The organism is Fuscovulum sp., assembly GCA_035192965.1.
GTDB lineage: Bacteria > Pseudomonadota > Alphaproteobacteria > Rhodobacterales > Rhodobacteraceae > Paragemmobacter.
In genome coordinates, this window is the sequence record CP136571.1 from 3,427,653 (window position 1) to 3,446,626 (window position 18,974).

19 protein-coding genes and 1 other RNA gene are annotated in these 18,974 nt (G+C 65.9%); 11 read left to right on the forward strand and 9 right to left on the reverse strand.

Translation table 11 applies throughout. From position 1 onward, the window contains the following. Positions 1-69: 69 nt before the first annotated feature. The 7 genes from RSE12_16690 to gatC all read right to left on the reverse strand — a co-directional run bounded on the left by RSE12_16690 (position 70) and on the right by gatC (position 4,862). Entirely contained in the window at positions 70-597 is a 528-nt protein-coding gene (locus RSE12_16690) for a GNAT family N-acetyltransferase (protein ID WRH61987.1), read from the reverse strand. A 124-nt stretch (positions 598-721) separates the two neighbouring features. Continuing rightward, positions 722-889, reverse strand: a complete 168-nt coding sequence (gene rpmG, locus RSE12_16695) for a 50S ribosomal protein L33 (protein ID WRH61988.1) — start codon at positions 887-889, stop codon at positions 722-724. A 295-nt stretch (positions 890-1,184) separates the two neighbouring features. After that, an RNA gene (gene rnpB / locus RSE12_16700) (RNase P RNA component class A) lies at positions 1,185-1,574 on the reverse strand. A 12-nt stretch (positions 1,575-1,586) separates the two neighbouring features. Beyond that, on the reverse strand, positions 1,587-2,258 hold the full coding sequence (locus tag RSE12_16705) for an N-acetylmuramoyl-L-alanine amidase (GenBank protein WRH61989.1): 672 nt from the start codon (positions 2,256-2,258) through the stop codon (positions 1,587-1,589). Beyond that, positions 2,255-3,070 (reverse strand): hypothetical protein, encoded by an 816-nt coding sequence (locus RSE12_16710; protein WRH61990.1) that lies wholly within the window; start codon positions 3,068-3,070, stop codon positions 2,255-2,257. The genes RSE12_16705 and RSE12_16710 overlap by 4 nt, the downstream gene beginning before the upstream one ends. Positions 3,071-3,099: 29 nt before the next feature. After that, on the reverse strand, positions 3,100-4,578 hold the full coding sequence (gene gatA, locus RSE12_16715; protein ID WRH61991.1) for an Asp-tRNA(Asn)/Glu-tRNA(Gln) amidotransferase subunit GatA: 1,479 nt from the start codon (positions 4,576-4,578) through the stop codon (positions 3,100-3,102). Next, positions 4,575-4,862 (reverse strand): Asp-tRNA(Asn)/Glu-tRNA(Gln) amidotransferase subunit GatC, encoded by a 288-nt coding sequence (gene gatC, locus RSE12_16720; protein ID WRH61992.1) that lies wholly within the window; start codon positions 4,860-4,862, stop codon positions 4,575-4,577. Before gatC ends, gatA begins: the two co-directional genes overlap by 4 nt. Before the next feature lie 247 nt (positions 4,863-5,109). Here gatC and RSE12_16725 point away from each other — a divergent pair, with 247 nt between their 5' ends. Then, on the forward strand, positions 5,110-5,802 hold the full coding sequence (locus RSE12_16725; GenBank protein WRH61993.1) for a metal-dependent hydrolase: 693 nt from the start codon (positions 5,110-5,112) through the stop codon (positions 5,800-5,802). A 33-nt stretch (positions 5,803-5,835) separates the two neighbouring features. On the opposite strand, the gene RSE12_16730 is transcribed toward RSE12_16725, so the two are convergent. Continuing rightward, complete coding sequence (locus RSE12_16730) at positions 5,836-6,291, reverse strand: nucleoside deaminase (GenBank protein WRH61994.1); 456 nt, start codon at positions 6,289-6,291, stop codon at positions 5,836-5,838. 151 nt (positions 6,292-6,442) lie between these two features. Between RSE12_16730 and RSE12_16735 the strand changes: the two genes are divergently transcribed. From RSE12_16735 to dtd, 10 genes are all read left to right on the forward strand, one after another. After that, positions 6,443-7,609, forward strand: coding sequence for a pseudouridine synthase (locus tag RSE12_16735; protein WRH61995.1), 1,167 nt, complete (start codon positions 6,443-6,445; stop codon positions 7,607-7,609). Between the two features lie 167 nt (positions 7,610-7,776). After that, complete coding sequence (locus tag RSE12_16740; protein WRH61996.1) at positions 7,777-8,670, forward strand: 5-bromo-4-chloroindolyl phosphate hydrolysis family protein; 894 nt, start codon at positions 7,777-7,779, stop codon at positions 8,668-8,670. Between the two features lie 89 nt (positions 8,671-8,759). Continuing rightward, complete coding sequence (locus RSE12_16745; protein ID WRH61997.1) at positions 8,760-9,542, forward strand: hypothetical protein; 783 nt, start codon at positions 8,760-8,762, stop codon at positions 9,540-9,542. Between the two features lie 210 nt (positions 9,543-9,752). Then, the gene (locus tag RSE12_16750; protein ID WRH61998.1) at positions 9,753-10,934 is read left to right on the forward strand and encodes a toxic anion resistance protein; all 1,182 of its coding nucleotides are present in this window, start codon (positions 9,753-9,755) and stop codon (positions 10,932-10,934) included. A gap of 32 nt (positions 10,935-10,966) precedes the next feature. After that, positions 10,967-11,908, forward strand: a complete 942-nt coding sequence (locus RSE12_16755; protein WRH61999.1) for a DUF2927 domain-containing protein — start codon at positions 10,967-10,969, stop codon at positions 11,906-11,908. A 49-nt stretch (positions 11,909-11,957) separates the two neighbouring features. Beyond that, positions 11,958-13,058, forward strand: a complete 1,101-nt coding sequence (locus RSE12_16760; protein ID WRH62000.1) for an SPFH domain-containing protein — start codon at positions 11,958-11,960, stop codon at positions 13,056-13,058. 3 nt (positions 13,059-13,061) lie between these two features. After that, positions 13,062-14,150, forward strand: coding sequence for a primosomal protein N' (replication factor Y) - superfamily II helicase (locus RSE12_16765; GenBank protein ID WRH62001.1), 1,089 nt, complete (start codon positions 13,062-13,064; stop codon positions 14,148-14,150). A gap of 483 nt (positions 14,151-14,633) precedes the next feature. Continuing rightward, positions 14,634-15,593, forward strand: coding sequence for a phosphoribosylaminoimidazolesuccinocarboxamide synthase (locus tag RSE12_16770; GenBank protein WRH62002.1), 960 nt, complete (start codon positions 14,634-14,636; stop codon positions 15,591-15,593). Positions 15,594-15,651: 58 nt separating this feature from the next. Beyond that, positions 15,652-16,575 (forward strand): carbohydrate kinase, encoded by a 924-nt coding sequence (locus tag RSE12_16775; GenBank protein WRH62003.1) that lies wholly within the window; start codon positions 15,652-15,654, stop codon positions 16,573-16,575. After that, positions 16,572-17,006, forward strand: a complete 435-nt coding sequence (gene dtd, locus RSE12_16780; GenBank protein ID WRH62004.1) for a D-aminoacyl-tRNA deacylase — start codon at positions 16,572-16,574, stop codon at positions 17,004-17,006. The genes RSE12_16775 and dtd overlap by 4 nt, the downstream gene beginning before the upstream one ends. 26 nt (positions 17,007-17,032) lie before the next feature. Here the strand turns inward: dtd and RSE12_16785 are convergent, their stop codons facing one another. Further along, positions 17,033-18,922: an acyl-CoA synthetase gene (locus RSE12_16785; protein WRH62005.1), complete on the reverse strand. Its 1,890-nt coding sequence runs from the start codon at positions 18,920-18,922 to the stop codon at positions 17,033-17,035. Positions 18,923-18,974 lie beyond the last annotated feature (52 nt).

The window sequence follows — 18,974 nt, forward strand, 5'->3', positions numbered from 1 at the left end:
GCAGGATGAACCAAAAGGAAAGGGCCGGTCGCAAGACCGGCCCTTTTCCTTTAGCGGCCAAGCACAGCCTCAGGGCGCGATCTGCCGCATCATGCGGATGGCGGGAAAGGCGATCCCCGGCGCCAGCCCAACCTCCACCTCATGCAGCACCCGGAACCCCAGCGCTTCATAGAACGGCACCGCCGTCCGCGTCGACAGGCAGTCCAGCCACCGCACCCCATGGCGCAGCGCATCGACGATCACCTCGCTCATGATCGCCCGCCCCACGCCACCGCGCACCCACTCCGGGTCCACCGCCACATGGCGCACATGGCCCATCCCCGTCTGCTCCGCCCAATCCGTCGCGCCGGCCGCCTGTGGCGCGCCCATGCTCCACCCGCCCGCGCCCAGGATCACCCCATCCTCTGCCTGCACCACGAAATACCGCCCCGAAGCCAGCAATTCCGGCCGCGCCCGCGCGATGATGGGCAGCGCCAGCACCATCACCGATGGCGGATAATCCGGCTTCAAGAGGCGCGGATAACTCCGCCGCAGCAGATGATCGACCGCTTTCAGGTCCGATGGCCGCGCACGCCGCAGGGTCAGGCTGTGATCCATGCCAAAGCCTACCACCCTCGCGGCTCGAGTAAAGCACCCCGAGGCAGGCCTGTTCAGAACCCGCCACCACAAACGGAAAAGGCCGCCCCGAAGGACGGCCTGCAACCCGAAAGCAAGGCAGATCTTACTTGATCTTGCCTTCCTTGTATTCCACATGCTCGCGCTTGACGGGGTCGTACTTCTTCACGACCATCTTCTCGGTCATGGTGCGGGCGTTCTTCTTGGTCACGTAGAAATGCCCGGTCCCCGCCGTCGAGTTCAGACGGATCTTGATCGTCGTCGGTTTCGCCATAGTCGTCTCTCCTGCATCGGGGAAACGCACCGCCCCCGCGAAATCTCTTGAAGCCCGCCTTTTACTTGGCGAACCGGCAGAGTCAACAGCCAAACCAACCGTTGCCAATCAAATCGCGCGCCTTGCGGCGCAAGTTTTTCGGGTCGCCTGCGCGGCCTGCGCCGCTTGGCTCCGTATTGGGTATTTGGCCCAAGGTGAAACGGCATCAGCTTCATCTTGGCACAAATACCCTGGGGGTGAGCCGCCACAGGCGGCGAGGGGGCAAGGCCCCCTTCTTCCTCCGACACAAAGGAAAACGCGCGGATGGCCTGTAAGCCGGATTCTGTCCCGGGGGTTTCCCCCCATGGATGACCATTCCTCTGCCGCACGCGTTACCGCGGCGGTCAAGCTGCCAACCCGGGCCTCTGGGCTGAAGCGTCCCTGCGGAGGTCTCCGGAAACCCGGACCTTTCCGCGCGAGGCCCCTATTCGGCATTGCTCCGGGTGGGGCTTGCCGTGCCGTCCCGGTTGCCCGGTCCGCGGTGGGCTCTTACCCCACCGTTTCACCATCACCTTGCATGCAAGGCAGACTCTTCTCTGTGGCGCTTTCCCTGGGGTTGCCCCCGCCGGGGGTTACCCGGCACCCTTGCTTCATGGAGTCCGGACTTTCCTCGGGACTTGCGCCCCGCGGTCATCCAGCCATCCGCGCGAGGGGCGGCTTACGCCCCGGCACCGCCGCCGTCAACCGGGAAGCGCAGCGCCAGATCTTCCGCCATCGCCGCATCCAGCGCATCGGCGGGTCCCTCCGCCCAGGGCCGGAACCGCAGCCGGAACGCCCGCAGGATCAGCGCCTCCTCCACGTCCGGGTAACCGAAGCGGCGCGCATGGTCGCGGAACGCGACCGGCCGACCGCCGCTTCGCCTGTCGGGCCAGACGGACAGCCCTGCCAACGACAGCCGACGCCAGTCGAACCGTGGCCCCGGATCGGATTTCCGCGCCGGTGCCATGTCGGAATGCGCGATCACCCGCGCGGGCGGGATTCCCCACCGCCCCATGATCCCCGCCAGCACCTGCTCCAGCGCCGCCATCTGCGCCTCCGCAAACGGGGCCGCCCCGGTATTGGCCAGCTCGATCCCGATGGAGCGTGAATTCACGTCGCTCACCGCGCCCCAGGCCCCTGCGCCGGCATGCCAGGCGCGCAGCGCCTCATCCACCAGCTGCTCTGCCGCGCCCTGCTCTGATATCAGCCAATGCGCCGATACCTCATGCGCGGGGTCGCACAGCCGCGCCCGCGCCTCGGCCATGCTGGCCATGGCCGTATAATGAATGACAATCAGATCGGGCCGCGCCCCGCCGCGCCGTTCGCCGCAATTCGGCGACGGGAAGCTCACTGCAGGCGGAAAGGCCGCGGGTCCCAGGAACAGGCGAAACCGTCGCCATCCGGGTCCAGCCCGCGCCGGTCACGCTCTGGCCCCCCTGCCGCAAGAAACGCCTCTTGCGCCAGATCGGATGAGGAATAGCGCGCGCAAGCCGCCGCCTGATCGGTAAAGCGCAGTGACGACCGGTTATAGACCTGCGTGCCCGGCGCATGGGTGGTAGACAGCGCGAATTGCACGATGTTCGGCCCGGTCGTTGCCCGCTCCGGCACCGCCGTCGGCTGGATCACCGTATACTGCGCCTTGTTGCGCGCGATCCGCTCTGCATCGCTTTCGATGGTTTCACGCGCCGCCACGGCATCAAAGTCCTGCTCGTCCGAAATACCTGCATTGCTGGCCTGCATCTCGCCCGATTGCGGCTGAATGGTCGCGGGCGCATTGCCGCGCGGCCGGTTGGGATCGTTCGGATCAAAGGCCGCCGTCGCAGTCGACGGCTGCGCCAGCGGCGCGGGGAAGGTCACCGGTGCCGTCGCCGAAAGCGGCGCACCAATCACGTTGCCCGTTGCAGGCCCTGTCCCGCTCGCCCGGTCAATCGCGGCCGAGGCGAGATCGGGTGAAAACCCGCCCGCCGGGGCTGCCGGCGCTATTGCCGTGCCAAAGGGCGCAACCGGCGTCACCGGTGTTGCCGCCCGCGGGGCCGATGCCGCCTGCTCACGCAGATAGCTGTTGTAATCCTGAAACCCGACACCCGCGCCACTGTCCGGCACGCTGGGGGAACAGGCCGCCACTCCGGCCGTCAGGGCAAGCATCACAGCAATACGCATCATCACGCCTCGGTTTCGTTCGGTCCGGGGGATTACCACCATTTCGCAGGCTTTGCCACAAAGCCCGCAGCACGCTCCAGCACATAAGCGTGATTCAGCAGACCACCCTCGTCCCAGGGCCGCCCGATCAGCTGCAACCCCAGCGGCAGCCCCTGCGCGCTCAACCCGACCGGCACCGAAACCCCCGGCAACCCGGCCAGGTTCACCGTCACGGTGAACACATCGTTCAGATACATCTCGATCGGATCGGCCGACGACATCTCGCCCAACCCGAAGGCCGCGCTCGGCGTGGCGGGCGTCAGGATCGCATCCACCCCGGCGGCAAACACCTGCTCGAAATCGCGCTTGATCAGCGCCCGCACCTTCCGCGCCCGGTTGTAATAGGCGTCATAGAAGCCTGCCGACAGAACATAGGTCCCGATCATCACGCGACGCTGCACTTCCTTGCCAAAGCCTTCGGCGCGCGTCTTCTCATACATCTCGGTGATGCCATCACCCTGCGCCAGCTTCGCTCGATGCCCATAGCGCACCCCGTCATACCGGGCGAGGTTGGATGACGCCTCTGCAGGCGCAATCACATAATAGGCAGGCAGCGCGTATTTGGTGTGGGGCAGCGAGATATCGACAATCTCCGCCCCCGCATCCTTCAGCATCGCCGCGCCATCGGCCCACAGCTTGTCAATCTCCGCTGGCATCCCGTCCATGCGGTATTCGCGCGGCAGGCCGATCTTCTTGCCCCGGATATCCCCGGTCAGTGCGGCTTCGAAATCCGGCACGGCCAGATCGGCGGACGTGGAATCCTTGGCGTCATGCCCGGCCATCGCCTGCAGGAAGATCGCCGCATCCCGCACCGACTTGGTCATCGGCCCCGCCTGATCAAGGCTGGAGGCAAAGGCCACCACGCCCCAACGGCTGACCCGGCCATAGGTGGGCTTGATTCCGACGATCCCGGTAAAGGCCGCAGGCTGGCGGATCGACCCGCCCGTATCAGTGCCGGTCGCACCCAGACACAGGTCCGCCGCCACCGCCGCCGCCGAACCGCCCGACGAACCGCCCGGCGTCAGCTTGCGGTCGTCCACCTTCCAGGGGTTCACCGCATTGCCATAGCAGGACGTCTCATTGCTGGACCCCATGGCAAACTCGTCCATGTTCAGCTTGCCCAGCATCACCGCACCTGCATCAAACAGCTTGGTGGTGACCGTGGATTCATATTCCGGCTTGAACCCACGCAGGATGTTCGATGCCGCCTGCGACGGCACGCCCTTCGTGCAGAACAGGTCCTTGATCCCCAGCGGAATGCCGCACATCGCGGGTGCATCGCCCGCCTTGATCCGCGCATCCGCCGCCCGCGCCTGCTCCAGCGCGATCTCGGGCGTCTTGTGGACAAAAGCCCCCAGCGCATCGCCCGCATCCATCGCCGTCAGGCAGGCCATCGTCAGGTCGGTCGCCGTGATCTCACCCTTGCGAAGCGCATCCCGCGCCGCCGCAATCGTCCAGCTGTTCGCGCTCATTCCACCACCTTCGGCACGGCAAAGAACCCCTCGCGCGCATCGGGCGCATTCTTCAAGACCTGCGCCTGGATATTGCCATCCGTCACCACATCCTCGCGCCGCTTCAGGCGCATCGGCGTGACCGATGTCATGGGTTCGATCCCCGTCACATCCACCTCGTTCAGCTGCTCCATGAAGGTCAGGATCCCCGAAAGCTCCCCGGCCAATGCCGGAAGATCGGCTTCCTCAACCCGGATCCGGGCCAGCTTTGCCACGCGGCGGGCGGTGTCGATGTCAATGGACATGGGCGATAGCGCTTCCCTGTTCTGATCCAAGCCCGTTTAGCCCCGCGCCCCCCGTCTCGCAAGGCCCGTCCTGCACAGGAATGGCACGGCAAAGCGGGGCGCATCTGCGCGCATCCCCCCGGCAACTCTCCGCCGCGCACAGTCTCTGCGCCCTTGGTCCTATTCCTTAACGCGCGCCGCCCGCTACCTTTGCGCCCAACTGACTACGCCCGCAACGAAACCCCGTAACGAAACAAGGAACACGCGCATGCAGATCACCTGGCTTGGCCATTCCGGCTTCCGCATCGAAATCGAAGGGGCCATCCTGCTCATCGACCCCTGGCTGACCGGCAACCCGATGTTCCCGGCGGACCGCCGGGCCGAGGCGATCACGGGCGCCACCCATGTTCTTCTGACCCACGCGCATGGCGACCATTCCGCCGATGCCGTGGCCATCTGCAAAGAGCTGTCGATCCCGCTGGTGGGCATCTACGACCTCACAAGCTGGCTCGAGTCCCGCGAAGGCATCGCCACCATCGGCTTCAACAAGGGCGGCACCGTCGATCTGGGCGGGGCCAAGGTCACGCTGGTCAATGCCTGCCATTCTTCCACGATGCCCGGCGAAAACGGCCCCGTCGCCGTGGGATCCGAGGCGGGCTTCATGATCGCGGGCAGCGGGCACCGCATCTATGTCTCGGGCGACACCGACATCATGGCCGACATGCAATGGATGGGCGAACTGCACGCCCCCGATATCGGCATCCTTGCCGCGGGCGGGCATTTCACGATGGATATGGAACGTGCGGCCTGGGCGGCGAAGCGCTACTTCAACTTCAAGACCTTGATCCCCTGCCACTACCGCACCTTCGGCGCGCTGGAACAGGACGCCACCGCCATGATTGCGGCCCTGCCGGGCGTGAACGTGATTGAACCGCAGGTGCTGGAACCCATCCGCCTGTGAACCGGCTGGGGGGCCATCACGCCCCCCACGCCGTCACCCCGGCCGTTTCGCCGCGAAGAACGCCTTCAGCAAGGCCTCCGCCTCTGCCGCGCCGATCCCGTCATAGACCTCCGGCACATGGTGGCACTGCGGATGCGTGAATATCCGCGCGCCCACCGCCACCCCGCCTGACTTCGGATCAGAGGCGCCATAGTACAGCCGCGCCACCCGCGCCGCCGCAATCGCCGCCGCGCACATCGGGCAAGGCTCCAGCGTCACATAAAGATCATGGCCCCCCAGCCGCTCCGATCCCGCCGCCGCACAAGCCGCCCGGATCGCCAGCACCTCGGCATGGGCCGTGGGGTCGCTCAACTCCCGCGTCCGGTTCCCCGCCCGCGCCACCACCACACCGCCGGGCGACACCACGACAGCACCCACGGGCACCTCGCCCCGCGCGCCCGCCGCCCGCGCCTCCTCCAGCGCCACATCCATGAAAGACCGGAATTCCATACGCCCTTCCTGCCCCGCCACAGGCAAAGGCGCAACCTTGCCCCTTCATCTTGGCCCAAATACCCCCTGCCCGGCCTCCGCCAAAGCACCGGGGGTAGAAAACACACCCCGCTTCCGATAGGCACGCTATCTGACGCGCAAAGGACAGACCATGACCCGCCCCCCCAAAGCCACGCCGCCCGCTGCGCCCGCCTCCGCCACAGCCCCCGAAGGCGAGCGTATCGCCAAGGTGCTCTCCCGCGCAGGCATCGCCTCCCGGCGCGAGGCGGAACGGATGATCGAGGCAGGCGAAGTCACCGTCAACGGCAAGGTCATCGACAGCCCGGCGCTCAATGTCGGCCCCCGTGACCGCATCACCGTGAACGGCCAGCCCCTCGCCGCGCCCGAACCCGCGCGGCTCTGGCTATACTACAAACCCGAAGGTCTGGTCACCTCCAACGCCGATGAAAAGGGCCGCGACACGATCTTCGACCACCTCCCCGAAGACCTGCCCCGCGTCATGTCTGTGGGCCGGCTCGACCTCAATTCCGAAGGCCTGCTGCTGCTCACCAATGACGGCGAACTCAAGCGCCGGCTTGAACTTCCCTCCACCGGCTGGCTCCGCAAATACCGCGTCCGGGTCAAGGGCAACCCGACCGACCCCGATCTCGAACCCCTCCGCCGGGGGATCACGGTGGAGGGCGAGGATTTTCAGCCGATGCAGGTCATCCTCGACCGCCATCAGGGCGCGAATGCCTGGCTCACCGTGGGCCTGCGCGAAGGCAAGAACCGTGAAATCCGCCGCGCCATGTTTGCCATCGGCCTGACCGTGAACCGCCTGATCCGCATCAGCTATGGCCCCTTCCGCCTGAACGAGCTTAAACCCGGCGAGGTGGAAGAGGTTCGCCCCAAAGTCCTGCGCGATCAGCTTGGCCTCACGGGCGAGGCGTCTGATGGCGACACCCCCCGCCAACCCGGCCGCCCCGCGCGGCCAGAAACACGCCCCAATAAATCCGCCCCCCGTGGCGCGCACGGCCCCGCCCCCGCCGCATCCGAACGATCCGGCCCCCGCACCAGCCCCAAGCCGGGCGTCAAGACAACGGCCAGATCAGGTGCCAGACCAACCACCAAATCGGACGCAAAACCCGCCGTTCCGCGCGGCGCAACCCTGCTGGATGCACCCGCCCCCCGGCGCGGCGGCAAACCCTTTACCAAACCCGCAGGTGGCCCCACAGGCAAACCCAGCCCCTCCCCGCGCCCCACAGGTGCGAAACCGGCCCCCAAATCTGGCCCCAAAACTGGCCCCCGCCCGCCGCAGCCACCCCGCCGCCCGCGCTGACCGAAACGGCATCCGCCCGCCATTGCCCCGCCCTGCCCCCATCGCCTATACTCCGTGACAGGCAGGCAAAAGGGGCGGGCACATGTCGGGCACGGGACTACAAACGCTGTCCTATTTCGTCCTTCTGGCGCTGATCCTGTATACCGCCGGCAGCGGGGTGCAGTGACATGGCCCAACGTTTCGGCGGAAAATACAGCCCCAATGGCGACAGCCGCCCCCCGGCCGATCCCAAAGGCCAACCAGCCCCCATCCCGCCCCACCGCTTCGATGGCAAACGCCCCAACCGCGCGGGCGCACGTGTCAACATGTTCTTCTTCGCCTCGCTCACCATGCTTGTCCCTGCCTTCACCGGCGGATCGGACGCGCTGTTTGCAGGCCTCGGCGCCACCGCGCTTCTTCTTTTCGCCGCCTGGCTCACCCGCGAAGGCACCCGCGCGCATCAGGAATATGATGACCGCCGCATCGCGCGCCGCCCCGCCATCCCGCGCAAGCTCTTTGCCTCCGTCCTCACCGGCGCGGGCCTCGCCTTGGCCGCATCCATAAGCCAGCCGGGCCTTGCCCCCATCGGCTTTGCCATCGCGGGCGGCCTGCTGCACCTTTTCGCCTTCGGCCCCGATCCCCTGCGCGACAAGGGGGCCGAAGGGATCGACACCTTCCAGACCGACCGTGTCGCCCGCGCCGTAGAAGATGCCGAAAAGCTGCTGGACGGCATGAAAGACGCCATCCTCCGCGCCGGTGACCGCGCGCTCGAGACGCGGGTTGATCGTTTCGTCACCACCGCCCGCGCCATGTTCCGCACGATCGAGGCCGATCCCCGCGACCTGACCGCCGCGCGCAAATATCTGTCGGTCTACCTGACCGGGGCCCGCGACGCGACGGTCAAGTTCGCCGATCTCTACCGCCAGAACCGCGACCCCGCCGCCCGCGCCGATTACGAATCGCTGCTCACCGATCTGGAAACCAACTTCGCCGCGCGCACCCAGACCCTGCTTTCCGACAACCGCACCGATCTCGATGTCGAAATCGGCGTGCTGCGCGAACGGCTGCAACGCGATCACTGACAGTCCGCGCCCGCAGCTTTCCACGCCTCTGCCCCATTCCCGCCATCGCCCGCGCGCATCCTGACCCCCTCAGAACGGGACAGGATTGCATGAAGACCGCCCTCTTCACCCTTGCCGCCCTTTTCGGCCTTGGCTGCGGCCTTGCAGTTGTCGGCGTGCAATTCGGCCTGCTCCTCCTCGCGGCCCTGCTCGCCTTCCTCGCCCTCGCCACCCTGATCTGGGCTTTCGCAGACAGGCTCAATCCCCTTCGCCCCCGCGCGCTTGGGCGCATCCGCACCCTCCTGTCCGCAACCCGCGCCCGCATCCCACGTGCAAAGGCCTACCTCTTCCCTCTCCTCTCTGCCCTGATGGGCCTCGCACTTGGCGCGGCGCTGGCCCGCGACAGTGCCGATCTTCCCGCGGCTCTGCTCTGCGGCGCTCTGGCCGCCGCCCTGCATCTTGCGGCCTTCGGCCCCGCCGCCCGCCCCATCCGCACCCCACCGCAGGCAGAGCGGATCACCGCTCAGACGGAAACTCACCTCGCCCGCATCATCACCGCCCTCGCCCCCTGCCGCGATCCGCATCTGCATGTCGCGGCCCGCGCCCTGCGCCGCGAAGCGCTGGCCCTTGCCGCGCAGGTCGACCGTGACCCCGCCACGCAGGCCCGGGCACATCGCGCCCTCGTCCTCTGGCTGCCCGCACTGGTCGATGTCTGCGAACATCTGCGCCAGCACTGCCTGACCACGCCAACCGCCGCCGCCCAACCCGCCGCCGAGCTGACCGCCACGCTGGCCAATGTTACCGCGCAACTCGCCCGCCTTGCCACCCACCCCGATCCTGCCCGCGCCACCCCCGCGCCGCATGGCCCCCGCCCCCTGATGCCCGCCCCCTGACGCCCTCCCACTGACAGCCGTCCCCAGACGGCCACCGCAGGCTACCCCGGCCCCCTTCCCCGGCGTCATCACGCTTTTCTGCGCGGCCTGATGAAAACCACTCTGGAAAATCCGGCCAACCTGTCGCAACCTGCGCGGCAACTACCGGCCCGACCCATTTCATCACCAAAGCGCTGCCCGACCCAGCCGCCGACCAACAAGGATGCCCCCATGGCCACCACCGTCCGCGAAGATGCCGAAAAAGCCCTGGCCGAGGTCGAGGCGCTCACCACCACCATTCTTCCCGCACCTGTGGCCGAAATCGTCGCGCTCGACGCCGCCCCCGCCGACAAGGCGGATGAGATTCGCCGCCGCATGGCCGAGGTGGACCTGACCAACACCCAATCCATCATTTCCTTCGGTTCCTCCGCCCAGGCCGAATTGCAGGTCATCTCGCAGGACATGCTCGCCGGCGTGAAGAACAAGGATGTTGGCCCCGCCGGCGACGCGCTGCGCGACATCGTCACCACTATCCGCGGCTTCGCCTCCGAAGAGCTTGACGTCAGCCGCGAACGCAGCTGGTGGGACAAACTCACCGGTCAGGCCGCGCCCCTCGCCAAATTCGTGGCCCGCTACGAAGAGGTGCAGTCCCAGATCGACAAGATCACCGAAAACCTGCTGAAGCACGAACACACGCTTCTCAAAGACATCAAGTCGCTCGACCTGCTCTATGAAAAAACGCTGCGCTTCTATGATGAGCTTGCCCTCTACATCGCAGCGGGCGAGGCCAAGCTGCTTGAGACCGACAGCACCGCCATCCCCGCGAAAGAGGCCGCCGTCGCCGCCGCGCCCGAAATGGACAAGGTCAAGGTCGCCCAGGAACTGCGCGACCTGCGCGCCGCGCGCGATGATCTGGAACGCCGGGTGCATGACCTGAAACTCACCCGTCAGGTCACCATGCAATCGCTCCCGTCCATCCGCCTCGTGCAGGAAAACGACAAGAGCCTGGTCACCAAGATCAACTCCACCCTCGTCAACACCGTGCCGCTCTGGGAAACCCAGCTGGCTCAGGCCGTCACCATCCAGCGCAGCAAAGAGGCGGCCGAAGCCGTCCGCGAAGCCAACGATCTGACCAACGAACTCCTCCGATCCAACGCCGACAACCTGCAAGAGGCGAACAAGGTCGTGCGCGAGGAAATGGAACGCGGCGTCTTCGACATCGAAGCCGTCCGCGAAGCCAATGAAACCCTGATCGCCACGATCGAAGACAGCCTGCGCATCGCTGATGAAGGCAAGGCCCGCCGCGCAAATGCCGAAATCGAGTTGCAAAAGATGGAAGTGGACCTGCGCGACACCCTCTCCTCGGCCCGCGCACGCACCACGCAACCGCCGCTCGACGCCCCCGCCACCTGATCAGACCCCTCCAGCCCGCATCGGCCAAGAACATGAACGTCCCCAAGACCCTCGCCGCCCTCGCGCTGGCAGGGCTCACCGCCTGCACACCGACCACGTCCACCACCCGCGTGATCGCCCCCGCCGCGCCGCAAACCGCAGGCCAGCCCGCCGGTCCGGCCCCGGAAACGGCGGCCTCTGCCGCCGCGCGGCAGCACTATGCCCGCGTGCAGGCACAGCTTCTGTCGCAGGGCCTGCTGCGCACCGATGGCGGCGGTCGCGACACCCCCTTCACTGACCGGATGCTGGCGGAAAACTTCATCCGCATCGCGCTTTTCGATGAATACGCCCGCACCTCCAACGGCCCGGTGCAGCGCATGACAACCAGCCGCATCCGCAAATGGCAGGCCCCGGTCCGCGTCGGCCTGCGCTTTGGCCCCTCCACCCCGCCCGACCGCCGCGCCGCCGATACCGCCCGCATATCTTCGCTCCTGCAACGCCTCTCCCGCGCCACAGGTCACCCCATCGGGCTGGATGACCGCGCCCCCAACTTCTTCATCCACATCGTCTCGGAAGATGAACGCCGCGCACTGGGCCCACAGGTCCGCGCCGTGCTGCCCGGCCTCTCCGGCTCCGAGGTTGCCGCCATCACCGACATGCCGCGTTCCACCTATTGCCTAGTCTACGCCATGTCCGCCCCCGACGGCTCCACCTACAGCCGCGCCTTCGCGGTGATCCGCGCCGAACACCCCGATCTCCTCCGCCTCTCCTGCCTGCACGAAGAAATCGCGCAGGGCCTTGGCCTCGCCAATGACAGCCCCACCGCCCGCCCCTCGATCTTCAACGATGACGAAGAATTCGCCCTCCTCACCCGGCAGGATGAATTGATGCTGCGGATGCTCTACAACCCCGCCCTCCGCCCCGGCATGACCGAAGCGCAGGCCCGCCCCATCGTGGAATCGCTTGCAGCGCGGCTGGTGGGCGGCGAAAGTTGACCAAAGTGCCAGCCCAACAGTCAGGGGCGCAACGGTAGGAGTGTGAAAGATGGTCTTCGATTTCCTCAAGGGCGAATTCATCGACGTCATCGATTGGACGGATGACACCCGCGATACGATGGTCTGGCGGTTTGAACGGCGCGGCAACGCGATCAAATACGGCGCCAAGCTGACCGTCCGCGAAGGCCAGGCCGCCGTCTTCATCCACGAAGGGCAGTTGGCCGATGTCTTCGGCCCCGGCCTCTACATGTTGGAAACCAACAACATGCCGGTGATGACCACGCTTCAGCACTGGGATCACGGCTTCAACTCGCCCTTCAAAGCCGAGGTCTATTTCATCTCCACCACCCGCTTCAACGATCTGAAATGGGGCACGAAGAACCCGATCATGTGCCGCGACCCGGAATTCGGCCCGGTCCGCATCCGCGCCTTCGGCACCTATTCCATGCGCGTGGGCGATCCGGGCAAGTTCATGCTCGAAATCGTCGGCACCGATGGCGAATTCACCGCCGATGAAATCAGCTTACAGATCCGCAACATCATCATTCAGGAATTTTCCCGCGTCATCGCAGGCTCCGGCATCCCCGTGCTCGACATGGCCGCCAACACCGCAGACCTGGGCAAACTCGTCACCACCGCCATCGCGCCGCTGGTCGCCAATTACGGGCTGACCCTGCCGGAATTCTACATCGAAAACATCTCCCTGCCTGAAGAGGTGGAAAAGGCACTCGACAAGCGCACCTCCGTGGGCATCGCGGGCGATCTGAACAAATACATGCAGTTCTCCGCTGCCGAGGCACTCGGAAAACCCGGCTCTGGCGGCGGCGATGCCATGACCGCCGGGATCGGTGCCGCGATGGGCATGTCGATGGCGCAAAACATGGGGCCATGGGGCGCGCCCGCAGGCGCAGCCACCCCGCCGCCACCGCCCCCCCCGCCTGCCGCCCGGCAATGGCACCTCGCTGAAAACGGCGCGACCAAGGGCCCCTTCGCGGAAACCGACCTCGCCGCCCTCATCGCCAATGGCAGCCTGACGCGCAGCACACAGGTCTGGTCCGCCGGGATGGAGGGGTGGAAGCCCGCCGCCGACACCGATCTCGCCCGCCTCTTCGGCCAAGTGCCCCCGCCACCGCCGCCGCCCGGGGTCTGAACCATGCCTGACGATCGCCAGCACTGGCCCTGCAATCAATGCGGGGCCGACCTTCGCTATGCGCCGGGGGCCACCGAACTGGTCTGCGACCATTGCGGCGCGCGCCAGCCCATCCCCGACCTGCCCGCCGCCCGCAGCCGCACCCTGAACGAGATCGACCTCGCCCGCGGCCTGTCCGACGATCTGCCCTCTGCCCAGATGGAACAGGTCCGCATCACGCCCTGCCCCTCCTGCGGCGCGCAGGTGGAATTTCAGGGCGCGACCCACGCCGCCGAATGCCCCTTCTGCGCCACCCCGGTCGTGATCGGCACCGGCGAGGAACGCCGGATCAAACCGCAGGCCGTCCTGCCCTTCGCACTGGATGAAAAGCAGGCCCGCACCGCCATGACAAACTGGCTGGGCAGCCTCTGGTTCGCCCCCAACGGCTTGCAGGAATATGCCCGCAAGGGCCGCGCGCTGAACGGCCTCTATGTCCCCTACTGGACCTTTGACGCCGCCACCCGCTCGCACTATCGCGGCCAGCGCGGCGATCATTACTACGAATCCCGCACGGTCACCCGCAATGGCCGCACGGAAACCGAACAGGTCCGCCGCACCCGCTGGTCGTCGCGCTCTGGCTGGGTCAGCCGCCGCTTCGATGATGTGCTGATCCTCGCCAGCCAAAGCCTGCCGCGCCAATACACCGACAATCTGGCTCCCTGGGACCTGTCCGCCCTGCAACCCTGGCAAAAGGACTTTCTCGCCGGCTTCACGGCCGAGGGCTACACCGTCACCCTCGCCGATGGCCACGCCATGGGGCGCGAGGTGATGTCGGGCATCATACATCAGGACGTCCGTCAGGATATCGGCGGCGACGAGCAGCGCGTCGAGGATGTCGATACCGACTGGAGCGCGGAAACCTTCAAGCACATCCTCCTGCCGATCTGGATGGCCGCCTACAAATACAACGGCAAAAGCTACCGCTTCGTCGTCAACGGCCAGACCGGCAAGGTGCAGGGCGAACGCCCGTGGAGCGCATGGAAGATCGCCTTCGCCATCCTCGCGGGCCTCATCATCGCGGGCATCGTGCTGGCCGTTACCCAGTCGCGCTGAACGCGAAAACCCTGAAACCCCGTCCCGGGCTTGGCCCGGGACCTCTCTCCCCGTGTCCTCGAAGCCGTGGCCCAAAACCAACCCATCCGCCGCGCCCCCCCCCAAACGGCACACCGCCCAGCAGGTCCAAGGCACCGCCCCTGCCCCCTCACCTTGGCCCAAATACCCAATTCAACCCAACCCCAGCAGGCCACCCTCCCAGAACCCTCTCCCCGGAAATTGCGTCAATTTCCGCCACGATTTCTGCGCCAGAAATCGCCCCCTCCGTCCCGACTCACCCCATGGTTAACGGCCTGATACCCCACCGCGCGTATGCACAGCCGTCTGCACCACGCGCTGCACCGGCAGCGGCACCGCAAAACGCGCCCCGCCCGCCAAATTAATCTAGCGTCCGCAATAGCTTACCCGCACTCCCCGCCCCGCCGCTTGACACCGCCCCCGCCCCGCCGCATCACCCCTCCAAACGCATCCTTGGGGGCCCTGATGACCGACCTCACCCGCATCCTGGCACAGGCCCATATCGCGGAACTGCCCAACCCCTATTTCGGCAAGGTCCGCGATTGCTATGACCTGCCCGATGGCACCCGCATCCTGATCTCGTCCGACCGCATCTCCGCCTTCGACCGCATCCTCGCCGCCATCCCGTTCAAGGGCCAGGTCCTGACCCAGACTGCGAAATTCTGGTTCGATCACACCGCCGACATCTGCCCCAACCATGTGATTTCCTACCCCGACCCCAACGTCGTCATCGGCAAACGCCTCACGATCCTGCCTGTTGAAATCGTCGTGCGCGGCTACCTTGCGGGCACCACCGGCACCTCGATCCTCACGCTCTACAAACAGGGCCAGCGCGCCATGTATGGCCATACCCTGCCCGATGGCCTGCGCGACAATCAGGCCCTCCCCGCCCCCATCATCACCCCCACGTCAAAGGCCTTCGACGGCGGCCATGATGAACCGCTCACCGCGCAAGAGATTGTTTCCCAAGGGCTTCTCACGCAGGCGCAATGGGATGAAGTGTCGGCAAAAGCCCTCGCCCTCTTCGCCCGGGGTCAGCAGATGGCATCTGAGCGCGGCCTGATCCTGGTCGATACCAAATACGAATTCGGCACGGATGCCGACGGCAACATCCTTCTGGCCGACGAAATCCACACCCCCGATTCCAGCCGCTACTGGCTCGCCTCCGGCTACGCCGAGGCCTTCGCCAATGGCACCCGCCCCCCCAGCTTCGACAAGGACGTGATCCGCGCCTGGGTCGCCGCCCGCTGCGACCCCTATACCGACCCGATCCCCGAAATCCCGGCGGAAATGATCCAGCACACCGCCCAAGTCTATATCGACGCGTTCGAGGCGATCACCGGCCAACCTTTCCAACCCGACACCACCGGTGACACCCCCCTCGCCCGCATCCGCGCCAACCTCGCCCCGTGGTTTTCGCGCTGAATGTTTGCGCTAACACAGCGCAATCCGCTATGGTCCGCCCCAATCCAAGGAGGCCCGAATGATTCTCAGCTGTGGCGAAGCCCTGATCGACATGCTCCCCCGCACCACCACGCTGGGTGAACCCGCCTTTTCGCCCTATGCCGGCGGGGCGGTGTTCAACACCGCCATCGCCCTTGGCCGCCTCGGCGCACCATCGGCGTTTTTCTCGGGCATTTCCAATGACATGCTGGGTCAGATCCTGACCGAAACGCTGGAAGCGTCCAAGGTCGACACCCAATTCTGCGCCCGCTCTGACAGGCCAACCACCGTGGCCTTCGTCAAGCTGGTCGACGGCCAGGCCACCTATGCCTTCTACGATGAAGGCACCGCAGGCCGCCTCCTGTCACAGGATGAACTCCCCACCCTGCCCGCCACCATCACCACCCTCTTCTTCGGCGGCATCTCCCTCGTGAACGACCCCGCCGCCTCCACCTACGCCGCCCTTCAGGCCCGCGAGGCCGCCACCCGCGTCACCATGATCGACCCGAACATCCGCCCCGGCTTCATCGCTGGCAAGGAACCGCAGTACCGCGCCCGGATCGAAGGTATGATCGCCCGCGCCGATATCGTGAAACTGTCGGATGAAGATCTGCACTGGCTGCTTGGCCCCGGCGACGTCTCCGCCCTCGCCCGCCAAGTGCTTGAAAAGGGGCCGAAACTCGTCTTCATCACCGAAGGCGCATCCGGCGCCCGCGCCATCACCGCCACGCAAAACCGCTTTGTCGCCGCCACCCGCGTCACTGTGGCCGATACCGTCGGCGCAGGCGATACCTTCAACGCAGGGGCGCTGGCCGCGTTGCATGAGGCAGGCGCGCTTTCCAAATCCGCCCTCTCCACCCTCTCCGACGCCACGCTGGACGCCGCCCTCACCCTTGGCACTAAAGCCGCTGCCGTCACCGTCTCCCGCCCCGGCGCCAACCCGCCCTGGCGGCACGAATTGTGAGGGCGGTCCTCCAACGCGTCAGCCGCGCCTCGGTCACCGTCGATGGCGCGGTGACGGGCGAAATCGGCGCGGGCCTCCTGATCCTCATCTGCGCGATGGAGGGTGACACCAACGCGCAGGCCGACCAGCTTGCCGCCAAAATCGCCAAGCTGCGGATTTTCAAGGATGATCAGGGCAAGATGAACCTGTCGGTCCGCGATATCGGGGGCGCGGCACTGATCGTGTCGCAATTCACCCTTGCCGCCGATCTGCGCGGCAACCGCCCCGGTTTCTCCACCGCCGCCAAACCGGATGAGGGCAAGCGCCTCTACGAATACTTCACCGCCAAGGTGCAGGCCGAAGGCATCCCCACTGCCAATGGCATCTTCGGGGCCGACATGGATGTCAGTCTCAACAACGACGGCCCCGTGACAATCTGGATGGAGGTCTGAGGCCCAAGGGCCTCAGACTGTCCAAATCAGTCCGTCCATTCCCAAGGCCCGGTGAACCCGCCCAGCAATTCGGCCACCTTCGCCTCATCCACGGGCCCGTTACGCACAAGCCGCGCGACAAGGCCGCGCTTCTTGTCCTCCACCACTTCCGCCACATGCGCGCCGATGCCTGCCTCGGCAAGCGCCGCGTCATAAACCCGCGTGATCGCCTTGCGCCGCAGGTCGGGCTTGAACACCTTGCCCACCGCCGTTTTCGGCAATTCGGCAAGAATTTCAATATGTTTAGGGATCGCCGCGCGTTCGTGGATATGGGTCTGGGCATAGGCCATAAGGGCGTCCACCCCCACCTCCTTGCCCTTGATCAGCTCTACATAGGCGCAGGGCAATTCGCCCGAATGCACATCCGGCTGCCCGATCGCGCCGACAAAGGCCACCGCATCATGCTTCATCAACCCTTCCTCGATCACCGCCGGGTCAATGTTATGCCCACCCCGGATGATCAGGTCCTTCGCCCGCCCAGTGATGAACAGATACCCATCCGCATCAATCCGCCCCAGATCGCCGGTCCGCAGGAACCGCCCTTCGGCAAACAGACCCTTGTTCTTGTCCACCTCCGTATAGGTCGACCCCTCGAACACGCCGGGATTGGCGACGCAGATCTCGCCCACCTCATCCACCCCGCATTCGCGGAACCCCTCGCCCGCCTGCAACAGGATCCGCACATGCGTATGCGGGAAGGGCAGACCGACCGACCCGATCTTCTTCGTTCCCCCCGGCGGGTTGACGGATACCAGACAGGTGCATTCCGTCAGGCCGTACCCTTCGACGATCTCCACCCCGGTCGCCTTGAAGAACTTGTTGTAAAGCTCCACCGGCAAAGGCGCAGACCCGGAAAACGCGTTCCGCAGGCTTGAGATATCGGCATCAATCGGCCGCTGCATCAACGCGGCCAGCGCCGTGGGCACGGTGATCAGATAGGTGCATTTCCACCGCTCGATCAACTTCCACAGATTGTCGAAGACCCCCTCGCCCCGATACCCCGCAGGCGTGGGAAACACCACATGCGCCCCCGATGCGATCATCGACATCAGGATCGGATAGGCCGCAAACACATGAAACAGCGGCAGCGGGCACATCACGCAATCGGTTTCCTTGAACAGCAGGCGCTGCCCCAGCCAGCCGTTATAGACCATGCCGGAAACCTTGTGCTGCGCGACCTTGGGCATCCCCGTGGTACCGCCCGTGTGGAAATAGGCCGCCACCCGGTCTTCCGTGCGATCTTCGAATGTCAGCCGGTCCGCAGGTTGCCGCGCCATCTCGGCAGCAAAGCTTTTCACATTGGCCAGATGCGACACAGGGTTCTTGGGCCGGATCAGCGGCACGATCCATGATTTCGGCGGCGCGAGATAGCGCACAAGGTCCACCTCCAGCACCGTCTTGACCGAAGGCGCGTGCTTCACCGCCTCGGCCACCTTCTGCGGCACATCCGTCTTGGGGAACGCCTTCAGCGTGACCACCACCTTGGCCCCGGTTTCCCGCAGGATGGCGCTGATCTGTTCGGCTTCCAGAAGCGGGTTGATCGGGTTCACGATCCCCGTCACCGCCCCCCCCAGCAGGGTGATCGCGGTTTCAAGGCTGTTGGGCATCACATAAGCCACCACATCCTTTTCCCCAACCCCAAGGCTACGGAACAGGTTCGCCGCCTGCGTCACCTTGCCATGCAAGGCGCTCCACGTCAGCGTTTCGGCCTTTTCTTTCGGCCCCGACAGGATCTGATAGCTGATGGCAGGGCGCGACCCATGGGCGGCTTTCGTCCGGCTCAGGAATTCATACATCGTGCGCGCCATGCCGCGCGCTTCCCAGGGCATCTCTGCCTCAATCGCCTTCACATCTGCCAGATTTGCGAATTCACCCATGTCGTCCTCCCCTGTCCCGCCCCCCATTATCCTCCCGGAGGGCAGTTTGTCG

Excerpts from the sequence above, each read along its gene's own strand:
- RSE12_16785 (WRH62005.1), bottom strand. The coding sequence starts at position 18,922 with ATGGGTGAATTCGCAAATCTGGCAGATGTGAAGGCGATTGAGGCAGAG.
- RSE12_16775 (WRH62003.1), top strand. The coding sequence starts at position 15,652 with ATGATTCTCAGCTGTGGCGAAGCCCTGATCGACATGCTCCCCCGCACC.
- RSE12_16750 (WRH61998.1), top strand. The coding sequence starts at position 9,753 with ATGGCCACCACCGTCCGCGAAGATGCCGAAAAAGCCCTGGCCGAGGTC.
- RSE12_16770 (WRH62002.1), top strand. The coding sequence starts at position 14,634 with ATGACCGACCTCACCCGCATCCTGGCACAGGCCCATATCGCGGAACTG.
- RSE12_16745 (WRH61997.1), top strand. The coding sequence starts at position 8,760 with ATGAAGACCGCCCTCTTCACCCTTGCCGCCCTTTTCGGCCTTGGCTGC.
- RSE12_16765 (WRH62001.1), top strand. The coding sequence starts at position 13,062 with ATGCCTGACGATCGCCAGCACTGGCCCTGCAATCAATGCGGGGCCGAC.
- RSE12_16730 (WRH61994.1), bottom strand. The coding sequence starts at position 6,291 with ATGGAATTCCGGTCTTTCATGGATGTGGCGCTGGAGGAGGCGCGGGCG.
- rpmG (WRH61988.1), bottom strand. The coding sequence starts at position 889 with ATGGCGAAACCGACGACGATCAAGATCCGTCTGAACTCGACGGCGGGG.
- RSE12_16710 (WRH61990.1), bottom strand. The coding sequence starts at position 3,070 with ATGATGCGTATTGCTGTGATGCTTGCCCTGACGGCCGGAGTGGCGGCC.
- RSE12_16755 (WRH61999.1), top strand. The coding sequence starts at position 10,967 with ATGAACGTCCCCAAGACCCTCGCCGCCCTCGCGCTGGCAGGGCTCACC.
- RSE12_16735 (WRH61995.1), top strand. The coding sequence starts at position 6,443 with ATGACCCGCCCCCCCAAAGCCACGCCGCCCGCTGCGCCCGCCTCCGCC.
- RSE12_16725 (WRH61993.1), top strand. The coding sequence starts at position 5,110 with ATGCAGATCACCTGGCTTGGCCATTCCGGCTTCCGCATCGAAATCGAA.
- gatA (WRH61991.1), bottom strand. The coding sequence starts at position 4,578 with ATGAGCGCGAACAGCTGGACGATTGCGGCGGCGCGGGATGCGCTTCGC.
- RSE12_16760 (WRH62000.1), top strand. The coding sequence starts at position 11,958 with ATGGTCTTCGATTTCCTCAAGGGCGAATTCATCGACGTCATCGATTGG.
- RSE12_16740 (WRH61996.1), top strand. The coding sequence starts at position 7,777 with ATGGCCCAACGTTTCGGCGGAAAATACAGCCCCAATGGCGACAGCCGC.
- RSE12_16690 (WRH61987.1), bottom strand. The coding sequence starts at position 597 with ATGGATCACAGCCTGACCCTGCGGCGTGCGCGGCCATCGGACCTGAAA.
- gatC (WRH61992.1), bottom strand. The coding sequence starts at position 4,862 with ATGTCCATTGACATCGACACCGCCCGCCGCGTGGCAAAGCTGGCCCGG.